Here is a 20,446-nt window from a genome sequence, read left to right as displayed (position 1 = left end):
GTTACTCGGCGCGGTCGGCGACCTGCACGTCGGACATGTCGAGAATGGTGTCGGCTCCCAGCGGAACGGCTGCCAGCCGGCCGTCCGGGATGCTGGCGGATGCGAGCCCGGCGGCTTGCTCCGCGAAGGCGCGGCTGACGCCGTCGCCGAGGTCGATCATGCGCAGGCGGCAGCTTTCCGGCAGGACCGCCAGCCGGATATCGTCCGGGCCGGACATGGTGGCCAGGGCGGGAATGTCGTCGGCGCAGACGGCCTGCACCGCCTCCTCCAGGGAAAGCCTCTGCCAGTGGGCGCGGTCGGCATCGCTCCAGCCATGGGCGTCGGTGAGCCGGGTCAGCAGCCGCCCGGTTCCGGGAGCCGCCGGGTCGATGGCGAGGCTGCGCCCGGCCAGCGACCAGAGTTGCCCGGCGAAAGCGCCGTCCCTGGCCAGGATCATCAGATACTGCCCGCCGGGCGGACCTGCCTCGACCGGGGCTGCGGCGGCGGGCGTCTGCAGCAGGGCGGCGAGAAGCAGGGCGGTAAATCCGATCCGGGTGCGCATGGCGGGCCTCCAAGAAAGTCCGCCCCTCCGGCGGGCAGGCCGGAGGGGCGGTAGATCGGTCACGACCCCAGGGGAGGGGCAGGCGCAGGGCCGCGGCCGGAACGGTCAGAACCGATAGGCGAGACCGACATTGACGGTGTGGGCGTTGGGCTCCAGCCCGCCGACGGAGGTGCCGACGGTCACGTCGTACTCGTCATAGTCGGTGTAGGTGTACTCGACGCGGCTCAGCAGATTGTCGGTGATCGCCACCTCGACGCCGCCGCCGAAGCGCCAGCCGTCAAAGGTGCGGTCGAAGCTGACCGCGGTGGTTCCGGCCGCAGCCGTGCCCTCGAACTCGGTCCACTGGTAGCCGACGCGGCCATAGGCCAGGACGGTCGGGGTCACCAGATAACCGGCGCGGGCGGACAGCCCGTAGGTCCAGTCGGTCTCGAAGCTGGTGGCCAGCCCGCCGACAGTACGGTCACCATCCAGGTCGGAGTAGGCGACCTCGCCCTCGCCGCCGACATAGAAGCGGTCGAAGGTCTTGCCGTAACCGGCATAGCCGCCGAAGGTGAAGCCATCGACACCGACATCGTCGGCGATGGCGCCAACCGTGGTCTCAACGTCGCCATCGCTGTAACCGGCGAAGGCGCCGACATACGGGCCGTCGAACGGGCTGCGGGCCATGGCCGGCGCGGTGGCAACCACCGTCAGCGCAGCACCAGCAAGCAGAGCGAAAGCAAAACGACGCATGATGCATCTCCTGATAAGGTTCCCAGCGGAGGGTCGGCGCTGATCCATAGTCCGGCCTGCTCCGTGGACTGGTATTCATGCCAGTCCATATTCCACTGGATCGGGGAGGTGACTTGCTGTCAGGCCCCGCCGTCCGTGATGGGATTTGTATAGGCCCGCATCTCGGGCCGAACTGTGCGGCCGGTCACAGGAGCAATGCAGCGAGCGGGGGAGGCGTCATGATGCAAGCGCATGCGGTGTGACGGCGCTCACGCCGCCATCCGACAGGCGCACGGACATGAAAAAGGCCGCTGGGTTCATCCAGCGGCCTTTTCCTCACGGGGAGTGGTGCGCCCCGGCGCTCACTCTTCAGACCAGACCGGCCTTCAGACCAGATCGGCCTGTACGCCCGACTGCGGCAGCTCCTTGCCGAAGCAGCGCTGATAATATTCGGCCACGGTGGGCCGCTCCATCTCGTCGCACTTGTTCAGGAAGGTCAGGCGGAAGGCGAAGCCGATGTCTCCGCCGAACATCTCCGTGTTCTGTGCCCAGGTGATGACCGTGCGCGGGCTCATGACGGTGGAGATGTCGCCGGCCATGAAGCCGGCCCGGGTCAGGTCGGCCAGCCGCACCATGGCGCTGATCTTCTTCCGCCCCTCGTCGCTGTCATAGCCCGGCACCTTGGCCAGGACGATCTCCGTCTCCTGGTCGTGCGGCAGGTAGTTCAGCGTGGTGACGATGGACCAGCGGTCCATCTGGCCCTGGTTGATCTGCTGGGTGCCGTGATACAGGCCCGTCGTGTCGCCCAGCCCCACCGTGTTGGCCGTGGCGAACAGGCGGAAGGCGGGGTGGGGGCGGATCACCTTGTTCTGGTCCAGCAGGGTCAGCTTGCCTTCCACCTCCAGCACGCGCTGGATCACGAACATCACGTCCGGGCGGCCGGCATCATACTCGTCGAAGACGATGGCGCAGGGGTTCTGCAGCGCCCAGGGAAGGATGCCCTCCCGGTACTCCGTCACCTGCTTGCCCTCGCGCAGCACGATGGCGTCCTTGCCGATCAGGTCGATGCGGCTGATGTGGCTGTCCAGGTTGACGCGGATGCAGGGCCAGTTCAGGCGGGCCGCCACCTGCTCGATATGGGTGGATTTGCCGGTGCCGTGATAGCCCTGGACCATGACGCGGCGGTTGTAGGCGAAGCCCGCCAGGATGGCCAGGGTGGTTTCCCGGTCGAAGCGGTAGGCCGGGTCGATTTCCGGCACATGCTCGGTCGGCTGGGAGAAAGCGGGCACCATCATGTCGCTGTCGATGCCGAACAGCTCGCGCACGGAAACCCGGATGTCCGGCAGGTTCGTGTGCGCCAGCGTCTGGGCGTGTGCGGTCGCGGCTTGGGTAGGTGCCATTTGGGATGCCATCTTCTCGTTCTGTGGATTGGTGCGGGCGTCGATCATTGGTCCTGCCGGGCGCCGGCGGCGAAGCTGGCCTTCAGAGTGTTATAGGCCTGGTTGATCCGCTTCAACTTTTCCTCGGCCGCCTTGTCCCCGCCATTGGCGTCCGGATGGTGCAGCTTGGCAAGCTCGCGGTAGCGGGCCTTCACCTTGGCCATGTCGGCCGGCGGTTCCAGGTCCAGCTCGGCCAGCGCCTCCTCCTCCGGGGTGCGGGCGCGCCGGCGGCGCTGCTCCCGCTTGGCCTCGCTGGAATCCGCGCCGGTCCAGCCGGCTCCGAAGGCGAAATCCTCAGCGAACACGCCCTCGCGCATGGCTTCCTCGCGGGCTTTCCAACTGCCCATCGGCCAGGTCGGACGCTGCCATGTGGTGTCCCGGCGGACATGCGCCTCGATCTCCTGCTCCGACATTCCGGCGTAGAAGTCCCAGGCCTTGTTGTAGGCCCGGACATGGTCCAGGCAGAACCAGAAATAGTCGTTCAGCCGGTCGCGGCCCTTCGGCGCCCGGTGTTCCCCAAGCTCCACGCAGCCGGGATGGTCGCAGGACCGCACATTGGCGCGGCCCGCTTCCCGGAAATCGAAGGACAGGTTCGGACGGTTCTTCTGCATGGGCGAAGTATGGGTGCGGCGCGCAGTGCTGGCAAGGCACCCGGGCGGGGTGCATGAGCGGGGCGCGCCGGGCGCGGGTTCAACGGCCCCAAGTCCCCGTGCGGTCAGCCTTTCCGCCGCTCCGCCAGCAGCACCATGACCAGCCCCGCGGCGATCAGCCCCAGCCCGCCCAGGTTGGTCGCGGTCACCCTCTCCCCCAGCAGCCAGGCGGAGGCCAGAAGCCCCACCACGGGCGTGCCCAGCGTGCCCAGCGAGGTGGTGATGGCCGGCAGCGCACGGTTCACCGAAACCAGGGCCCAGAAGCAGAAGGCGGTGGCGATAGGGCCGTTATAGGCCACCACCAGCGCCAGGTCCGTGCCCCAGACGATGGGCTTCCCCCAATCCGCCCAGACCGCCGCCGGCAGCAGGGCGGTCGCCCCCACCAGCATCTGCCACGGCCCCAGCGACAGCGGCGTGCCCTCCCATCGGTGGCCGCGGACCTGCACGATGTTGACGGCCCACAGCAGCGCCCCCAGCATCAGCAGCCCGTTGCCCAGCAGCACCGCATCGTCGGTCCAGTCGAAGGCGGCCGGGTTGAACAGCACGGCGACCCCGCCCAGCCCCAGCGCCAGGCCCAGGACCTTCAGCCTGTTCAGCCGCTCCCCCAGGAAGACCAGCGCCAGCGGCACCACCCAGAGCGGGGTGGTGTAGGCCAGGATGGCGGAGCGTCCGGCCGGCACGTACTGCAGGGCAATGCCGATGCAGAGCAGGAACCCCGCCATCTGCAGCAGCCCCACCGAGATGACGATGGGCAGGTCGTGGCGCGAGGGCAGGCGCAACTGACCCGCCATCGCCGCCACCCCGAACAGGGTGATGGCCCCCAGGAACAGCCGCAGGCAGGAGAAGGTGAGGGGCGGGATCAACTGCACGCCCACCTTCATCACCGGCCAGTTCACGCCCCAGAGCAGGATCACCAGCGCCAGCAGCACCGCCGCGGTTACCGGCCGGACGGGCCTGCTGGACCGGGGCGGCGGGGCGGTGGGTGCTGCCTGCGCGGCGGGGGCCGGGCTGGAATGGGTGTCTGGCATGATTGTTACTGGTCCGTGCGACGGGAATGGCGGGCATGAGCCGGTTGAATGGCGCCCGGCGGCGGGCCAAGCTGTCGGCCCTTCCGACCCAGACTGGAACAGGCGCGATGGATTACCGGACCCGCATGGAAACCAAACTCGTCCAGGCTCTAGCGCCGCAGGCGCTGACCATCAAGGATGTCTCGCACCTGCATGCCGGCCATGCAGGGGCCGATCCGGCGGGGGAGACCCATTTCAACGTCACCGTCGTCTCCGACCGGTTCGACGGGATGACGCGGGTGGCGCGCCAGCGGCTGGTCTACGACCTGTTGGCCGATGAGCTTCGGGAGCGGGTCCACGCCCTCCAGCTCCGCACCCTGACTCCCGCCGAACAGTCGGCCCGGACCGCACAGGAATAGGGTTTTCGGGCGAACCCGGTTGTGACCGGAGGATTCTTGACAACGCCAGCGATAAGGGGGTTGAAGCGGTCATATGTCTTAGCATTAATAATTATGCAGAGACCAGTTCGCGACCGTCCCTGTCATCGCAATGGCGGCCGCGCTTGACCGAGGGAGGCCATGTTGCCGCCGCGATCCAAACGCCTGTCCGCAAATGCCGCCCCCGGGGAATCCAACCTGGTGATCCGGAACGTCACCGTGCTGGGCAAGCGCACCAGCCTGCGGATGGAACCGCAGATGTGGGACGCGCTCATCGATGTGTGCGAGCGGGAACGGCTGACCGCCCACGACGTGTGCAGCAGGATCGCGGACCGCAAGGAACCGGAGGCGTCGCTGACCGGCGCCATCCGTGTGTTCCTGCTTTCCTACTTCCGGCATGCGGCGACGGAGGAGGGGCATCTGAGGGCCGGCCATGGCAACGGGCGGCTGCTGAACCTGGATGAGGTTTTCGCCGACACGCAGAAGCAGATGCAGCCGCGGCGTGGCCGCGCCAAGGCCCCGGCCGCCGGCAACTCGTCGGCGACGCCGGCCTGATGGGTCCATGACCGGCGGGCGTCAGTCCCGCCGGGACTCTGTTCCCGCCGCTTCCTTGTCGGGGCCGGTATAGAAGTCCGGCCAGGCCGCCTTGACGACGGGGCCGTCGCTACGGAAGGCGTGGCAGGTGTTCAGCAGGGGCGGTCGCTTCGGCGCCTGTTTCGGCGCACCGGCTGCTTCCGCGGCCTTCCGCCGTTCCTCCTGCTCCTTGTTCAGAAGCGGCATGATGGTCTGGAAGGCGGTGGTGGCTACCGGGCCCAGCAATTCCACCAGATGGGTGCAGCCCTGGATGCCGCTCAGCCGCTCCTTCACCGCCGCGGTCCAGCCGGCGGCGATGCGCAGCCCGATCAGGCGCTGGAAGTTTGGCGTGATGGCCGGGCAGACGGGGAAGGGCGAGTGGTCCGTCACCGCCTCCACCGCCTGGACGGTCAGCGTGTCGTCCACCGTCAACCGCACCCACATCTGGTGGATGAAGTCCCCCGGCTCCAGCCGGCCGCGGTAGGGATTCTCGAACGGATAGGTCTTCTCGTCGGTGATGTGTCCCTCGATATCCCAAAGCCCGTCCGCCCGGCGGTAGCCGGTGCAGGTGACCTTGCGGGTATGGATGTGCTGGCGCTCCACAGGCGGCGACAGTGGCATGACCGAACTCCGGATCTCCGTTGCGGTGCAGTATCCGGGTGGCGGGAAAGCAAGGTCAAGCCAATACGAACGTTCGCGCTTTTCCGGGCCTCGCCCTTGAGGGCTGCCGGCGACGCCCTCCGTCCCGCGCGATGCGAATACGCCGATATGCGAGTTGTTGGAAGCGCCGCGGAAATCATTATAGATAGATATATCAGGAACAGACTTACCCCGAACGAAGAGGCTCGATGGTCCGGTTGTCTCCCTGCCGCGCGGCCATCCTGCTGATGACGGTGTTCGCACTGGCGGGACCTTCAGCGTTTGCGGAAGAGGTGTCCTCTATCCGTCTGGTGAGCGGTCCCAGCTACGCGCCTCTTGTCGGTTCTGGTCTACCGGACGGCGGCATGCTGTCCAGGATCGTGCGGGCCAGCTTTGCCGCGGCCGGGCTGAACACCCGACCGGTCGTGTTCGAGCCGTGGCTGCGGGGCCTGGAAGGCACCGCAGCCGGGCGGTATGACGCGACGTTTCCGTATCAGGTCACGGACGCCCGGCTGAAGCGTTTCATCTTCTCCGATCCTCTGATCGAGGTGAAGACAGTGGCCGTCTTCACCGTGCAGTCCGGCCGTGAATACAAAAGCCCGGAGAGCGTCCGCGGCCTGCGGCTCTGCAATCCGCTGGGCTTCGCCCTGAACCGGGCGGTGTCGGCGCTGGTCCAAAGCGGGGATGTGGAGGAAATCCTGTCTCCGGATGTGGAGAGCTGCCTGCGCATGATGCTGCACGGCCGCCTTGATGTCTTCATCGGGAACGAGTTCCTTGTCCGCCATGCGTTGGCCTGTACGCCGGGCGGAAGGGAAGGGCTGAGCTACGCCGGCCAGCCGGTGGGCCATACGCCCCTGCACCTGGCCGTTCCCATGGACAGGCCGAATGCGAAGGCACTGGTGGACGCCTTCAATAAAGGGCTGGCGCAACTCCGGGCGACCGGGGAGTGGCAGCGCATCATCGACGCTTATCCAATGGGCACGGAAGACTGCTTGGAGGAGGAACCGGCGGACCCGCTTCGCGCTCCGCCGCCTGCCTGAAGCTTTTCGCCTGCCCGGAGCCGCTTTGGATCAGGTCACGCCGCCGGCTTTGGACCCTCGGCCCGTTCGCCCGCGGGGAGCTGGACGGCAGCGCCGGTCATGGCCGCGGCGCGGGTTCCGGGAGCCGCGACGCTGGGCAGGCTGATGCGCAGATGCTCCGGCGGGGTGACGCGCAGGGCCGTGATCTGGTTGCGCTGGCGGCGCAGGATCTCGAAACGGAAGCCGTAGAAGCTGAAACTCTGCCCCACCTCCGGAATCCGCCGCGCCTCGTACAGCACCAGCCCGGCGATGGTGCTGGCCTGCTCGTCCGGCAGGTTCCATTCATACTCGCGGTTCAGGTCGCGCAGCGTGACCCAGCCGTCGATGATGTAGGTGCCGTTCGGCTGCGGGCGGACACCGGCGACGTGGACGTCCAGCTCGTCGCTGATTTCGCCCACGATCTCCTCCAGGATATCCTCCAGCGTGACGATGCCCATGATGGTGCCGTACTCGTCCACCACCAGGGCGAAATGCTCCCGCCGCTTGCGGAACTGCTGAAGCTGGTCGAACAGGGTGGTGGTGTCGGGGATGAACCAGGGCTTGGCCGCCAGCGCCTTGACGTCGATGCCCGACGGGTCGCCCCCGCGCGCGCGCACCTCCCGCAGCAGCGCCTTCACATGCAGCAGCCCGACGATGTTGTCGGGATTGTCCTCGTACAGCGGCACGCGGGTGAAGGGGCAGGCTAGCACCTCGTCCACGATCTGCTCCGCCGGCTGGTTCACGTTGATGGCGATCACGTTGCGGCGGTGGGTCATGATCTCCAGCACCTCCACGTCGGCGAGGTCGAGGATGGAGCGCAGCATGGCCCGCTCGTGCCGCACCTCCTCCTCCGGACCCTGGTGCAGCTCGATGACGCCGCGCAGCTCATCGGCATGGTCGCCCACGGTGACATTGCGGACATCCGCCCCGATCAGCCGCAGAACGCCGCGGACGATGGCGGTAATGGCCATGGTGATGGGCGACAGCACGATCACCACCATCCGCACCACCGGCGCCACCGCCAGCGCGGCCCGGTCGGCATAGTGCAGCGCATAGGTCTTGGGCAGCACCTCGCTGAAGATCAGGATCAGCAGGGTCATGGCCAGCGTCGCCACCGCGACCCCCGCTTCCCCCACCAGGGTGATCAGCAGGGAGGTGGCAAGGGCGGAGGACAGGATGTTGACCAGGTTGTTGCCCAGCAGGATGGCGCCGATCAGCCGGTCCTTCTGCTCCCGCAGCTCATTGACCATGGCCGCACGCTTGTCGCCTTCCTTGGCCATGGAATGCAGCCGCGCCTTGCTGGCCGCCGTCAACGCCGTTTCCGAACCGGAGAAGAAGGCGGACAGGATCAGCAGCACCAGGATGGCGCCGACCATCATCCACATCGTCAGGTCCATGATCGTACTCCAGGCAAAGGCGGGGCCGCGCGCCCGATCCGCGGCGCCCTGCGGTGTGGCGGTACGGGACGGGAACGGCCCGATGCTGTCAAGCATCAGTGGAACAGGCAAAGGGCCCGCATGTCGGCCCCTCCGGCCTGCGCATGGCAGGCAGGGGCAACAGCGGGCTTCGCCTCGGGCGTGATTGACGCTACATGGTTGTCCGGCCCCGCCGCCGTCAAGGGCGCGCGGCGCTGGGCCGCGGCAATCGAGACAGAGCTGAGGCAGCGCCATGACCATCCCGCCCCGACCCACCGACCGCATCTTCGTGGCGCTGGACATGGCGGATGTGGCCGGCGCCCGCGCCATGGCGGCGCAGGTCGCAGGGCTCGCGGGCGGGGTGAAGCTGGGGCTGGAGTTCTTCATGGCCCAGGGACCGGCCGGCATCCGAGCCGCCATGGACGGGCTGGAGCTGCCGCTGTTCCTGGATGTGAAGCTGCATGACATCCCGAACACGGTGGCGGGGGCCGTGCGCTCCGTGGCCCCGCTGGCCCCGAAATTCCTGACCGTGCATGCCGGCGGCGGCCCCGCCATGCTGCGCGCCGCCGCCGACGCGGCGGGGGAGGCGGCGGACCGGCTGGGCGTGCCGCGCATGAAAATCCTGGCCGTCACCGTGCTGACCAGCCTGAACGAACAGGACCTGGAGGCGGTGGGCCAGCGCGGCCCGGTGGCCGACCAGGTGCTGCGGCTGGCGGAAACGGCGCGGGCGGCCGGCGCGGACGGCATCGTCTGCTCCCCCGCGGAGATCGCGCCGGTGCGGGCGCGGCTGGGCCGGGAGCTGGTCCTGATGGTTCCCGGCATCCGCCCGGCCTGGGCCGCCGCCAATGACCAGAAGCGCATCATGACCCCGCGCGAGGCGGTGGAGGCCGGCGCCGACCATCTGGTCATCGGCCGCCCCATCACCGCCGCCCCCGACCCCGCCGAAGCCGCCCGCCGGATCGCGGCGGAGCTGGGGTGAGACGAGGCGACCCGCATGTCCTCGCCCTAGCCGCCTTCGGCGTCTGCCTTCGGCAACGACAGGCTCAGGGTGAGGAATTGCTGATCAGCCGGCCTACCCGGCCCATTAAGAATACAGAACTCAGGGGGCACCCTCACCCTGAGCTTGTCGAAGGGCGAGGGGGCGAGTCTGAGTACCCTGAGCCTGTCGTTGCCGAAGGCGGCCAGGGCGAGGGTGCGGGTCTCGCTGTCACAGCAAACGCCGGATTTGAGAGGACATCATGGCCACCCAGGTCAAAATCTGCGGCATCAACCATCCCGACGCCATGCAGGCGGCGGTGGAGGGCGGGGCGCGCTATGTGGGGCTGGTGTTCTATGAGCGCTCGCCGCGCCATGTGCCGGGCCCGCTGGCGGCCCAGCTTGCCCGTCTGGCGCCGACCGGCGTGCGGGTGGTGGGGCTGTTCGTGGACCCCGACGACCGGTATCTGGACCAGATCGTCACCACCGTGCCGCTGGACATGATCCAGCTCCACGGGGAGGAGACGCCGGCCCGCGTGGCGGAAATCCGCAAGCGCTACAATATCGAGGTGATGAAGGCGGTGAAGGTGGGCGAGGCGGCCGACCTGGACCGGGCCGCCGCCTATCTGGACAGCGCCGACCGGCTGCTGTTCGACGCCAAGCCGCCGAAGAACGTGGCGGCCCTGCCCGGCGGCAACGGCCTGTCCTTCGACTGGACCCTGCTGGCCGGGCGGAGCTGGGCCAAGCCCTGGATGCTGTCCGGCGGCCTGAACCCGGACAATGTGGCCGAGGGCGTGCGCCTGACCGGGGCCGCCTCCGTCGACGTCTCCTCCGGCGTGGAGAGCCGCCCCGGCAGCAAGAGCCCGGAGAAGATCCGGGATTTCCTGAAGGCGGCCATGAACGGCTAGCCCGGCCCGAAGCCCGTCGGGGAAGCGGGCGGCCGGCCCGCTACCCGTTTCCGCCCAGGCCCCGCCGCGCGACGATCATGGCGCCCACGATGCAGGCGCCGAACAGCACGCCTTCCAAGGCGCCCGTCGCGACCTGGCTGATCGGCCCGAAACCGCTCTCGCCGAACAGGCCGCCGATGTGGTCCAGCCGCAGGCGGGATTCCGGGAAGCTGCGGGCCAGCAGGTCGAGGCTGCCGCCCATCAGCCGCCCTCCCAGCAGTGTTATGAGGATGCCGGCGGCAGCGCCCGACAGGGCCGCCATGGCGATGCCGCTGCGGAGCGAGAGGGTGCCCGCCCCGCGGTTCGCCAGCCAGAACCCCAACCCGACCGCACCGCCCAGGACCAGCCCCTCGGCCGCCCCGGTGATGTTGCCCGGCGACCGGCCGAACAGCAGGTTGAAGGCGTCCAGCCCCAGCAGTTTCACGACGGCCCCCACGACCAGCCCCCGGCCGCACCGCCGGCGACGCTCCACTGCCATAGGCGGCTGGAGGCGAAGCCCGCCGCCGCGATCCCGAAACTGACCCCCGCGCCCCCGACCAGCGCCATCAGGATGGTGAGGCAGGTCAGGACCAGCAGCACCGAGACGGCCCCCATGCCGGGCTGCAGCGGGTGCGAGGCCCCCACGAAGCCGTAGAACAGGCCGCCGATGATGCCGGACACCCCGGCGCCGGTCATTCCGGCCCCGCCGAGCAGGAGGAACTGCTGCCAGGAATAGGGCCGCGGGGCTATTGCCGTAGAAGATGCGGGGACCGCGGCTTGCGCGGGCGGCGCGGCTTCATGACCGACCCATTCGACGGGCGCTATGAAGCGGTAGCCATGCTTCGGGACCGTCTCGATGAAGCAGGGGCTGGCGGCGCTGTCGCCGAGCTGCCTGCGGAGCGTCTTGATGCATTGGGTCAGGGCCTCGTCGGTGACGGGCACGCCCCGCCAGACCTCTTCGAAGAAGCGGTCCTTGGAGACGAGCTTGCCCTGCTCGCGCACCAGCAGGACCAGGGCGTCGAAATACCGGCTGTTCATCTCCACCGGCACGTCGTCCAGCAGGAGCTGGCGCTCGCGGGTGTCGAGGAAGAAACGCTGGAAGCGGAAGCCGCCGGAATCCATTGCTCAGCAAAACCTCAGAAGTTTCTCATGCCGCTCACCAGCCCCGCGGGCAAGGGTGGAAGCCTCACCCAAGCATGGAGGCAAGGCAATGACGGAAAATGAGGGGAATGGTGGCGTGCGGCGCGGGAACGGTTGGAGAGGGGCGGGCTGGGGCGCCGCTTGTGTCCTGTTCCTGCTGCCCGTCATCGGGGAGCTGGTCACCGATGAAATGAACTGGGGCGCCGAGGATTTCATCATCTTCGGCGCGATGCTGGCCGCCGCCGGGGGTGCCTTCGAGCTGGCCGTGAGGATGTCGGCCAGCACGGCTTACCGGGTCGGCGTCGGCGTCGCCCTCGCCACTTCGTTCATCCTCGTCTGGATGAACCTCGCCGTCGGCATCATCGGGTCCGAGGACAACCCCGCCAACCTGATGTATGCCGGCGTGCTCGCCATCGGCATCGTCGGCGCCCTCATCGCACGTTTCAGGCCCCATGGAATGGCGCGCGCGCTGGTCGCGACCGCCATCGCCCAGGCGCTGGTCGGCCTGATCGCCCTGGTCGCCGGCTGGGGCTTCGTCCTGATCTTGACGGCGGGCTTCGTCGCGCTGTGGCTGCTGTCGGCTTGGCTGTTCCGGAAGGCGGGGCGGGAGCAGACCTCCGCGCGCACCGCATCCTGAGGGCTGGGCAGTCCAGCTTCCCGTTCACCACGGCCCCAGGGCGGGGAACCGCTCCGCCCGGGGCCGTGGCTCCCGCCGGCCTTCCCGGCCCGCGGAAATGACGATTTGGGGAGGGGCGGGCCTCGCCCTTGCTGAGGAAGCCGCCGGCCTGATAATCAGGCCCTGCCCATTCCTCCACACCGGAACCGCCCCGCCGTGACCAAGACCATCACCGTCGATGCCGCCGCCGCCGCGGCCGAGCTGCGCACCGTCCGCGACTTCATCCGCCACGGGGTGAGCCGCTTCCGCAGCGCCGACCTGTTCCACGGCCACGGCGCCACGACCCCCTTCGACGAGGCGGTGTTCCTGGTGCTGGAAACGCTGAAGCTGCCGGTGGACCAGCTCGACCCCTATCTGGATGCCCGGCTGACGGCGGTGGAGCGGCAGGCGCTGGCGGACATCATTGAGGCGCGGGTCGCCACCCGCAAGCCGGCCGCCTACCTCACCCAGCGCACCTATATCCAGGGCGTGCCCTTCTATGTCGATGAGCGGGCGATCGTGCCCCGCAGCTATATCGGGGAGCTGCTCTTCTCCGACATCGTCGGCGGGGAGGAGTTCACCATCGTGGAGGACCCCGGCGAGGTGGAGAAGGTGCTGGACCTCTGCACCGGCTCCGGCTGCCTCGCCATCCTGGCGGCGCTGGTCTTCCCGGACGCTGTGGTGGATGCGGTCGACCTCTCCAAGGACGCGCTGGAGGTGGCGAAGATCAATGTCGCCGACCACGGGATGGAGGGGCGGGTCAACCTGATCCACGGCGATCTGTTCAAGCCGCTGAAGGGCCGCAAATACGACCTCATCATCACCAATCCGCCCTATGTGGACGCCGACGCCATGGCCGCCCTGCCGCCGGAATACCGGGCGGAGCCGGAGATGGCGCTGGCCGGCGGGCCGGACGGGCTGGACATCGTGCGCCGCATCCTGAAGGAAGCGCCCAAGCACCTCACCGCCGATGGCGGCCTGCTGGTGGAGATGGGCACCGGCCGCGAAATCCTGGAGGAGGAGTTCCCGGACACGGACTTCCTCTGGCTCCAGACCGCCGAAAGCTTCGGCGAGGTCTTCTGGCTGAGCAAGGAACAGCTCGACGATATGTAAGAAGGCACAACTCCCGCCCCCTCTCCCCCACGGGGAGAGGGCTGGGGAGAGGGGGTGGCCCTCTCCAGCCTGCCCGGTGCAGGCAAAACCACGATATGTGAGGAGGCGCAACTCTGCCCCCTCTCCCCGCGGGGGAGAGGGGGCTTACGCGCGGATCACCCCGCCGCCCGCGCCGCCCCCATCTGCTGGTGCCTGGCATCCAGCTCGTCGATGATCTCCTGGCCGCGGCGCAGCAGGAAGTCCTGCAGCCGCGCATGCACCGGCAGCAGCGGCAGGCTGCGGCGGTGGGCCACGTACCAGGCCCGCATCAGCGGCAGCCCCTCCACATTCATCACCCTCAGCATGCCCAGCCCCAGCTCCAGGCTGATGGTGTGGCGGGAGATCAGGGCGATGCCCATGCCGGCCATCACGGCCTGCTTCAAGGTCTCGTTGCTGCTGCTGGTCATGACGATGCGGGGCGTGAAGCCCTGCTTCTGGAAATAGCTTTCCGTCATGGCGCGGGTGCCGGCCCCCTGTTCCCGCGCCACGAACTCCTCCTCCGCCAGATCCAGCAGCTTCAGCTTCGGCGCATCGGCCAGCGGGTGGTTGGGGGCGCAGACGATCACGCTAGGATGCTGGGCGAAGGGCTCGGCGACGACGTCCGCATCCTCCAGCGGGCGGCCCATGATGGCTAGGTCGACATCGCCCCGCGCCACCGCCTCGTTCACCTCCCGCCGGTTGCCGTCCTGGAGATGGACGGACACGCCGGGCCGGTCGGCCTGGAAGCGGGACAGCATGTGCGGGACGATGTATTTCGCAGTACTGACCAGCCCGATATTGACGTGCCCGCCGGTCAAGTCTTTCAAACTCTGCATACGCCGGTCCGCATCGGTCAGCGCCTTCAGGATCACGCTGGCATGTTCCAGCAGGCCGCTTCCCGCCTCCGTCAGCACCACGCGCCGGCCCACCCGCTCGAACAGGGGGAAGCCGCAATGCCCCTCCATCTGCTTGATCTGGAAGGAAACGGCACCCGGAGTCAGCCCGAACTGCTCCGCCACGCGGGCAAAGGACAGGGTGCGGGCGGCGGCGGCGAAGATCTGCATCTGCCGCAATGTGGCGTGCTGAAGGGTCATCGGCCAGCCTCCATACGTGAGGAATCCCTCACCATAACCGTCAGCATATTTGAATTTAGCTATCCAGACCAGCTTGGTACCGTTTCCCCACGCCCAAGACCACCGCACTCACAGGCGAGGTAATCAAAATGAATTTCGTGGCAGGGAAGGAAACGTCCGACATGAAGGCCCGGTACAAGCCCGGCGTCCTCAAGTATCGGCAGATGGGATACTGGGTACCGGACTACGAACCGAAGGACACGGACGTCCTCGCCGTCTTCCGCATCACCCCGCAGGAGGGTGTCGAGCCGGAGGAGGCCGCCGCGGCCGTTGCCGGCGAAAGCTCCACCGCCACCTGGACCGTGGTGTGGACCGACCGCCTCACCAATTGCGAGCACTACCGCGCCAAGGCCTACCGGGTCGATCCCGTGCCGGGCGCGCCGGACCAGTTCTTCGCCTACATCGCCTACGACCTCGACCTGTTCGAGGAGGGGTCGATCGCGAACCTCACCGCCTCCATCATCGGCAACGTCTTCGGCTTCAAGCCGCTGAAGGCCCTGCGGCTGGAGGATATGCGCATCCCCACCGCCTACATGAAGACCTTCCAGGGTCCCGCCACCGGCATCGTGGCGGAGCGGGAGCGGATGAACAGCTTCGGCCGCCCGCTGCTGGGCGCCACCATGAAGCCCAAGCTGGGCCTGTCCGGCCGCAACTACGGCCGCGTGGTGTACGAGGCGCTGAAGGGCGGCCTCGACTTCACCAAGGATGACGAGAACATCAACTCCCAGCCCTTCATGCACTGGCGGGACCGCTACCTCTACTGCATGGAAGGCGTCAACCGCGCCATGGCGGAGACGGGGGAGATCAAGGGCACCTACCTGAACGTCACCGCCGCCACCATGGAGGACATGTACGAGCGCGCCGAGTTCGCCAAGTCGCTGGGCAGCGTCATCATCATGATCGATCTCGTGATCGGCTACACGGCCATCCAGTCCATGGCCAAGTGGGCGCGCAAGAACGACATGATCCTGCACCTGCACCGCGCCGGCCACTCCACCTACACAAGACAGAAGTCGCATGGCGTCAGCTTCCGCGTCATCGCAAAGTGGATGCGCATGGCCGGCGTCGACCATATCCACGCCGGCACCGTGGTGGGCAAGCTGGAGGGCGATCCGAGCGTGATCCGCGGCATCTACGACACCTGCCGGGAAACGAACGTGACCCAGAACCTGCAGCACGGCATCTTCTTCGACCAGCCCTGGGCCGGCCTGAAGCGCATGATGCCGGTGGCGTCGGGCGGCATCCATGCCGGCCAGATGCACCAACTCCTGACCTACCTCGGCGAGGATGTGGTGCTTCAGTTCGGTGGCGGAACGATCGGCCATCCGGATGGCATCCAGGCCGGCGCCACGGCCAACCGCGTCGCCCTCGAGGTGATGGTCAAGGCCCGCAACGAGGGACGCGACATCTGGAACGAGGGGCCGGAGATCCTGCAGGAGGCCGCCCGCTGGTGCAGCCCGCTGAGTGCTGCCCTCGACACCTGGAAGGACGTCACCTTCAACTACGCCTCCACCGACAGCGTGGATTACGTCCCCACCCCCACGGTCGCCGCCTGAGCCGGCGCTTCAGATAGAGGAGCAGACCCATGCGACTGACCCAAGGCCAGTTCTCCTTCCTGCCGGAGCTGACGGACGAGGAGATCACGATGCAGGTGCAGTACGCCCTGGACCAGGGCTGGGCCGTGGCGGTGGAGCACACCGACGATCCGCACCCGCGCAACACCTACTGGACCATGTGGGGCACCCCCATGTTCGACCTCCGCGACGCCAAGGGCGTGATGATGGAGGTGGATGCCTGCCGCAAGGCCAACGCGGACAGCTATGTGAAGGTGCTCGCCTTCGACAGCTCCGAAGGGTTCGAGACGGTGCGGATGTCGTTCATCGTCAACCGCCCGGCGGTGGAGCCCGGCTTCGAGCTGGTGCGGGCCGAGGGTCCCGGCCGGCAGGTCAACTACACGATCCGCAGCTACGCGACCAACCGCCCGGCCGGCCAGCGCTATGCGGAGGCGGGTCATGGCTGAGCGTGTGAGGGGGCAGCGCCTTGCCCCCTCCATCCTCTCCGCCGACTTCTCCCGCCTGGGGGAAGAGGTGGAGCGGGTGGTGGAGGCCGGGTGCGACATCATCCATTTCGACGTGATGGACAACCACTATGTGCCGAACCTGACCATCGGCCCGCTGGTGTGCGAAGCCATCCGTCCGCGGACGAAGGCCCCCATCGACGTGCATCTGATGGTCCGCCCGGTGGATGCTTTGGTGCCCATGTTCGCCAAGGCGGGCGCCGACATCATCAGCTTCCATCCCGAGGCGTCGGACCATCTGGACCGCACCCTGTCCCTGATCCGCGACCAGGGCTGCCGCGCCGGGCTGGCGTTCAACCCGGCCACGCCGCTGCACTATCTTGACCATGTGATGGACCGGCTGGACCTGATCCTGGTCATGTCGGTCAATCCCGGCTTCGGCGGGCAGAGCTTCATCCCGTCGGCCCTGGACAAGATCGCGGACATCCGCCGCCGCATCGACGAGCATGCGGCGCGCACCGGGTCCGACATCTGGCTTGAGGTGGATGGGGGCATCAAGCCGGCCAACATCCGCGCCGTGGCCGATGCCGGGGCCGACACCTTCGTCGCCGGCTCCGCCATCTTCGGCAGCCCGGATGCGGGCGGCGGCTATCGCGGCGTGGTGGGCCGGATGCGCGATGAGCTGGCGGCGCCCCTGGCGGCGCAAGGGAGGGCAGCATGACCTCGGCAGCCGAAATGCTGGACCGGGCGGACGCGGCTCCGCCCGCCGCCGCCGCCGGCACGGTGGACCTGGACGCGCTCTACCGCGAGTCCGGTATCGGGGAGATACTGGGCCAGATGGACCGGGAGCTGGTCGGGCTGAAGCCCGTCAAGACCCGCATCCGGGAGATCGCCGCCCTGCTGCTGGTGGAGCGCGCCCGGCGCAAGCTGGGGCTGGAGGCGGAACCGCCGCCGCTGCACATGTGCTTCAGCGGCAATCCCGGCACCGGCAAGACCACGGTGGCCCGCCGCATGGCCGGCATCCTGCACGCGCTGGGCTATATCCGCCGCGACCATGTGGTCAGCGTGACCCGCGACGATCTGGTGGGTCAGTATATCGGCCACACCGCGCCCAAGACCAAGGACGTGCTGAAGCGCGCCATGGGCGGCGTGCTGTTCATCGACGAGGCCTACTATCTCTACCGGCCGGAGAATGAGCGCGACTACGGGCAGGAGGCGATCGAGATCCTGCTCCAGGTGATGGAGGACAACCGGGACGACCTCGTGGTGATCCTGGCCGGCTACAAGGACCGGATGGACACCTTCTTCAAGTCCAACCCCGGCATGGCGTCGCGCATCGCCCACCATGTGGACTTCCCGGACTACGAGGCCGGCGAGCTGATGCAGATCGCCCGGCTGATGATGGACGGGATGAGCTACCGTTTCACCCCGGAGGCCGAGACGGCCATGCAGGACTACATCCTCCGCCGCATGGAGCAGCCCCGCTTCTCCAATGCCCGCTCCATCCGCAACGCGCTGGACCGCGCCCGCCTGCGCCAGGCCAACCGCCTGTTCGAGCAGCGCGGCGAGGCCATCGGCATCGAGGCCCTCCAGACCATCACGGGGGAGGATATCCGGAAGAGCCGCGTCTTCGCGCAATAGCCGCGCTAGGCTGAAATCAGCTCCCTCTCCCCAGCGGGGAGAGGGATGGGGTGAGGGGGTATCGGAGCCGTCGCGGGTCAGGACGGTGAGGAACCGCCCCCTTTCCCGGCCTCTCCCCGCTGGGGAGAGGGGAAAATGACCAAACCAGCCGCCCGCGAATGGCGGCGGACATAAAGAGAAGCGTGGTCGAACAGGAAGGCCGCACGAAACACGGGGGAAACGCAATGCCGCATCGTCGAATGACGTTCAGCAAGTTCATCATCGAGGACCAGCGCCGCCGCGGCGGTTGCGACACCGACCTGACGGCGCTGCTGAACGATGTGCAGACCGCCTGCAAGTTCATCGCCACCGCCGTTGCCCGCGGTGCGCTGAAACAGGCCCCCGGCCCCGCCGGAACCCAGGCCGCCGCCCCCGGCACCAACGTGCATGGCGAAGCGCAGAAGCCGTTGGACATCATCGCCAATGAGATTTTCCTGCGCACCTGCGAATATGGCGGCCAGCTCTGCGGCATGGCGTCGGAGGAGATGGAGGAGCTGTACCGCATTCCCCCGCAATATCCGCGCGGCCGCTACCTCCTGGTCTTCGATCCGCTCGACGGCTCCTCCAATCTGGACGTCAACGTCACGGTCGGCACCATCTTCTCCATCCTGCGCGCCCCCGAAGGCATCGACGAGCCGGAGCTGGAGCACTTCCTGCAGCCCGGCACCGAGCAGGTGGCCGCCGGCTTCGCCCTCTACGGCCCGGCGGACATGATCGTCGCCACCTTCGGCGCCGGCGTGCACGGCTTCACCCTGGACCGGGAGATCGGCGCCTACACGCTGACCCATCCCAACATGCGCATCCCGGAGAATGCCTGCGAGTTCGCCATCAACAGCTCCAACGAGCGGTTCTGGGAGCCCCCCGTCCGCCGCTATGTGGAAGAGTGCGTGGAGGGCAAGGCCGGCATCCGCGGCCAGGATTTCAACATGCGCTGGATCGCCAGCCTGGTGGCGGAGGTCTACCGCATCCTGATCCGGGGCGGGCTGTTCATGTATCCCCGTGACACCCGCCCCTCCTGCAAGCCGGGCCGGCTGCGCCTGCTCTACGAGGCCAACCCCATCGCCATGGTGGTGGAGCAGGCCGGCGGCGCCGCCACAACGGGCCGGGAGCGCATCCTGGACATCCAGCCGGAGTCGCTGCACCAGCGGGTTCCGCTGATCCTGGGATCGAAGGCGGAGGTGGAGCGGCTGGTCGCCTACCACACGGCCCACGACAAGGGCGAGGATCTGGAATTCTCCGCCCCCTTGTTCGGCACCCGCTCCCTCTTCATCACCCCCGTTCCCGCCACCCAGGACTGAGGAGGCCCCGCACATGTCGGTCAAGCATCCGATCATCGCGATCACCGGCTCCTCCGGGGCCGGCACCACCACCGTCACCCGCACCTTCCAGCAGATTTTCCGGCGCGAGGGGGTGACGGCCGCCATCGTGGAGGGCGACAGCTTCCACCGCTACGACCGCAAGGAGATGCGGGGCAAGATGAAGGAGGCGCAGGAGAAGCAGCTCACCAGCTTCAGCCATTTCGGCCCCGACGCGAACCTGTTCGAGGAGCTGGAGGAGCTGTTCCGCGGCTATGGCGAAACCGGCAGCGGCCGCACCCGCAAATATCTCCACGACGACAAGGAGGCGGAGCCCTACGGCCAGGAGCCCGGCACCTTCACCCCCTGGGAGGATGTGGAGCATGGCACCGACCTTCTATTCTACGAGGGCCTGCACGGCTGCGTTCAGACCGAAACGGTGGATATCGCGCGCTATGTCGATCTGAAGATCGGCGTCGTCCCCATCGTGAATCTGGAATGGATCCAGAAGATCCACCGCGACCGCAACATGCGCGGATATTCGGAGGAGGCGATCGTGGACACGATCCTGCGCCGGATGCCGGACTATGTGAAGTACATCTGCCCGCAGTTCAGCGTCACCGACGTGAATTTCCAGCGCGTCCCCATGGTGGACACCAGCAATCCCTTCGTCGCCCGCGACATCCCGACCTCCGACGAAAGCATGCTGGTGATCCGCTTCGCGAAGCCCAAGGGGATCGACTTCCCCTATCTGCTCTCGATGCTGAAGGACAGCTTCATGAGCCGCCCGAACACCATCGTCTGTCCGGGCGACAAGATGGCGCTGGCCATGCAGCTCATCTTCACCCCCATGATCTGGCAGCTCATGGACCGGAAGAAGCGGGCGTTCTGAGGGAAAACCGTCACCCAGGCCCGTAGGTCGGATTAGCGCAGCGTAATCCGACATTTCCTGCGCAGCGTGTCGGATTACGCGGGCATCCGCCCGCCAATCCGACCTACGGGTCTCGCCGACGACGCCCATGGG

Annotated in this window: 23 protein-coding genes; 13 read left to right on the top strand and 10 right to left on the bottom strand. The window is 67.8% G+C overall.

Annotated elements, in window-relative coordinates; genetic code table 11:
- Position 1: 1 nt before the first annotated feature.
- The 5 genes from DOL89_RS13050 to DOL89_RS13030 all read right to left on the bottom strand — a co-directional run bounded on the left by DOL89_RS13050 (position 2) and on the right by DOL89_RS13030 (position 4,369).
- The gene (locus DOL89_RS13050; protein ID WP_119679546.1) at positions 2–541 is read right to left on the bottom strand and encodes a type 2 periplasmic-binding domain-containing protein; all 540 of its coding nucleotides are present in this window, start codon (positions 539–541) and stop codon (positions 2–4) included.
- A gap of 105 nt (positions 542–646) precedes the next feature.
- Positions 647–1,273 (bottom strand): outer membrane protein, encoded by a 627-nt coding sequence (locus DOL89_RS13045; RefSeq protein ID WP_162937497.1) that lies wholly within the window; start codon positions 1,271–1,273, stop codon positions 647–649.
- Between the two features lie 365 nt (positions 1,274–1,638).
- The gene (gene cobS / locus DOL89_RS13040; protein WP_225889791.1) at positions 1,639–2,652 is read right to left on the bottom strand and encodes a cobaltochelatase subunit CobS; all 1,014 of its coding nucleotides are present in this window, start codon (positions 2,650–2,652) and stop codon (positions 1,639–1,641) included.
- A 44-nt stretch (positions 2,653–2,696) separates the two neighbouring features.
- A complete protein-coding gene (locus DOL89_RS13035; RefSeq protein ID WP_119679544.1) occupies positions 2,697–3,302 on the bottom strand; it encodes a J domain-containing protein in 606 nt (201 codons plus the stop codon).
- A gap of 104 nt (positions 3,303–3,406) precedes the next feature.
- On the bottom strand, positions 3,407–4,369 hold the full coding sequence (locus DOL89_RS13030; protein WP_119679543.1) for a DMT family transporter: 963 nt from the start codon (positions 4,367–4,369) through the stop codon (positions 3,407–3,409).
- 35 nt (positions 4,370–4,404) lie between these two features.
- Between DOL89_RS13030 and DOL89_RS13025 the strand changes: the two genes are divergently transcribed.
- Together DOL89_RS13025 and DOL89_RS13020 are read left to right on the top strand one after the other, a co-directional pair.
- The gene (locus tag DOL89_RS13025; protein WP_318658505.1) at positions 4,405–4,767 is read left to right on the top strand and encodes a BolA family protein; all 363 of its coding nucleotides are present in this window, start codon (positions 4,405–4,407) and stop codon (positions 4,765–4,767) included.
- Between the two features lie 159 nt (positions 4,768–4,926).
- Positions 4,927–5,340, top strand: a complete 414-nt coding sequence (locus DOL89_RS13020) for a ribbon-helix-helix domain-containing protein (protein ID WP_162937496.1) — start codon at positions 4,927–4,929, stop codon at positions 5,338–5,340.
- 21 nt (positions 5,341–5,361) lie between these two features.
- Here the strand turns inward: DOL89_RS13020 and DOL89_RS13015 are convergent, their stop codons facing one another.
- Positions 5,362–5,979 (bottom strand): DUF2889 domain-containing protein, encoded by a 618-nt coding sequence (locus DOL89_RS13015; RefSeq protein ID WP_119679542.1) that lies wholly within the window; start codon positions 5,977–5,979, stop codon positions 5,362–5,364.
- Positions 5,980–6,206: 227 nt separating this feature from the next.
- Between DOL89_RS13015 and DOL89_RS13010 the strand changes: the two genes are divergently transcribed.
- The gene (locus DOL89_RS13010) at positions 6,207–7,037 is read left to right on the top strand and encodes a substrate-binding periplasmic protein (RefSeq protein WP_119679541.1); all 831 of its coding nucleotides are present in this window, start codon (positions 6,207–6,209) and stop codon (positions 7,035–7,037) included.
- 35 nt (positions 7,038–7,072) lie between these two features.
- Here DOL89_RS13010 and DOL89_RS13005 read toward each other — a convergent pair whose 3' ends face one another.
- Positions 7,073–8,452, bottom strand: coding sequence for an HlyC/CorC family transporter (locus tag DOL89_RS13005; protein ID WP_119680417.1), 1,380 nt, complete (start codon positions 8,450–8,452; stop codon positions 7,073–7,075).
- 271 nt (positions 8,453–8,723) lie between these two features.
- Between DOL89_RS13005 and pyrF the strand changes: the two genes are divergently transcribed.
- Both pyrF and DOL89_RS12995 read left to right on the top strand, forming a co-directional pair.
- Positions 8,724–9,449 (top strand): orotidine-5'-phosphate decarboxylase, encoded by a 726-nt coding sequence (pyrF, locus tag DOL89_RS13000; RefSeq protein ID WP_119679540.1) that lies wholly within the window; start codon positions 8,724–8,726, stop codon positions 9,447–9,449.
- 259 nt (positions 9,450–9,708) lie between these two features.
- A complete protein-coding gene (locus tag DOL89_RS12995; RefSeq protein WP_119679539.1) occupies positions 9,709–10,353 on the top strand; it encodes a phosphoribosylanthranilate isomerase in 645 nt (214 codons plus the stop codon).
- Between the two features lie 40 nt (positions 10,354–10,393).
- Here the strand turns inward: DOL89_RS12995 and DOL89_RS12990 are convergent, their stop codons facing one another.
- Together DOL89_RS12990 and DOL89_RS12985 are read right to left on the bottom strand one after the other, a co-directional pair.
- On the bottom strand, positions 10,394–10,828 hold the full coding sequence (locus DOL89_RS12990) for a hypothetical protein (protein WP_162937495.1): 435 nt from the start codon (positions 10,826–10,828) through the stop codon (positions 10,394–10,396).
- Entirely contained in the window at positions 10,813–11,493 is a 681-nt protein-coding gene (locus tag DOL89_RS12985) for a winged helix-turn-helix domain-containing protein (protein WP_119679537.1), read from the bottom strand. Before DOL89_RS12985 ends, DOL89_RS12990 begins: the two co-directional genes overlap by 16 nt.
- An 88-nt stretch (positions 11,494–11,581) precedes the next feature.
- Here DOL89_RS12985 and DOL89_RS24905 point away from each other — a divergent pair, with 88 nt between their 5' ends.
- Together DOL89_RS24905 and prmB are read left to right on the top strand one after the other, a co-directional pair.
- Positions 11,582–12,148 (top strand): hypothetical protein, encoded by a 567-nt coding sequence (locus tag DOL89_RS24905; RefSeq protein ID WP_162937494.1) that lies wholly within the window; start codon positions 11,582–11,584, stop codon positions 12,146–12,148.
- Positions 12,149–12,343: 195 nt separating this feature from the next.
- Positions 12,344–13,279: a 50S ribosomal protein L3 N(5)-glutamine methyltransferase gene (gene prmB, locus DOL89_RS12975; RefSeq protein WP_119679535.1), complete on the top strand. Its 936-nt coding sequence runs from the start codon at positions 12,344–12,346 to the stop codon at positions 13,277–13,279.
- A gap of 155 nt (positions 13,280–13,434) precedes the next feature.
- Here prmB and DOL89_RS12970 read toward each other — a convergent pair whose 3' ends face one another.
- Positions 13,435–14,391, bottom strand: a complete 957-nt coding sequence (locus DOL89_RS12970) for a LysR family transcriptional regulator (protein WP_119679534.1) — start codon at positions 14,389–14,391, stop codon at positions 13,435–13,437.
- 161 nt (positions 14,392–14,552) lie between these two features.
- Here DOL89_RS12970 and DOL89_RS12965 point away from each other — a divergent pair, with 161 nt between their 5' ends.
- The 6 genes from DOL89_RS12965 to DOL89_RS12940 all read left to right on the top strand — a co-directional run bounded on the left by DOL89_RS12965 (position 14,553) and on the right by DOL89_RS12940 (position 20,314).
- Positions 14,553–15,986 (top strand): form I ribulose bisphosphate carboxylase large subunit, encoded by a 1,434-nt coding sequence (locus DOL89_RS12965; RefSeq protein ID WP_225889790.1) that lies wholly within the window; start codon positions 14,553–14,555, stop codon positions 15,984–15,986.
- Between the two features lie 29 nt (positions 15,987–16,015).
- A complete protein-coding gene (locus DOL89_RS12960) occupies positions 16,016–16,450 on the top strand; it encodes a ribulose bisphosphate carboxylase small subunit (RefSeq protein ID WP_119679532.1) in 435 nt (144 codons plus the stop codon).
- Complete coding sequence (gene rpe / locus DOL89_RS12955) at positions 16,443–17,168, top strand: ribulose-phosphate 3-epimerase (RefSeq protein ID WP_119679531.1); 726 nt, start codon at positions 16,443–16,445, stop codon at positions 17,166–17,168. Before DOL89_RS12960 ends, rpe begins: the two co-directional genes overlap by 8 nt.
- The gene (gene cbbX / locus DOL89_RS12950) at positions 17,165–18,088 is read left to right on the top strand and encodes a CbbX protein (RefSeq protein ID WP_225889789.1); all 924 of its coding nucleotides are present in this window, start codon (positions 17,165–17,167) and stop codon (positions 18,086–18,088) included. Before rpe ends, cbbX begins: the two co-directional genes overlap by 4 nt.
- A gap of 239 nt (positions 18,089–18,327) precedes the next feature.
- On the top strand, positions 18,328–19,425 hold the full coding sequence (locus DOL89_RS12945) for a class 1 fructose-bisphosphatase (protein WP_318658504.1): 1,098 nt from the start codon (positions 18,328–18,330) through the stop codon (positions 19,423–19,425).
- 13 nt (positions 19,426–19,438) lie between these two features.
- Complete coding sequence (locus DOL89_RS12940; protein ID WP_119679529.1) at positions 19,439–20,314, top strand: phosphoribulokinase; 876 nt, start codon at positions 19,439–19,441, stop codon at positions 20,312–20,314.
- Positions 20,315–20,446: the final 132 nt, after the last annotated feature.

The organism is Indioceanicola profundi, from assembly GCF_003568845.1.
Taxonomy (GTDB): domain Bacteria; phylum Pseudomonadota; class Alphaproteobacteria; order Azospirillales; family Azospirillaceae; genus Indioceanicola; species Indioceanicola profundi.
Note: the sequence above shows the minus strand (reverse complement) of the source record. Positions and strands in the feature narration are given on the sequence as shown.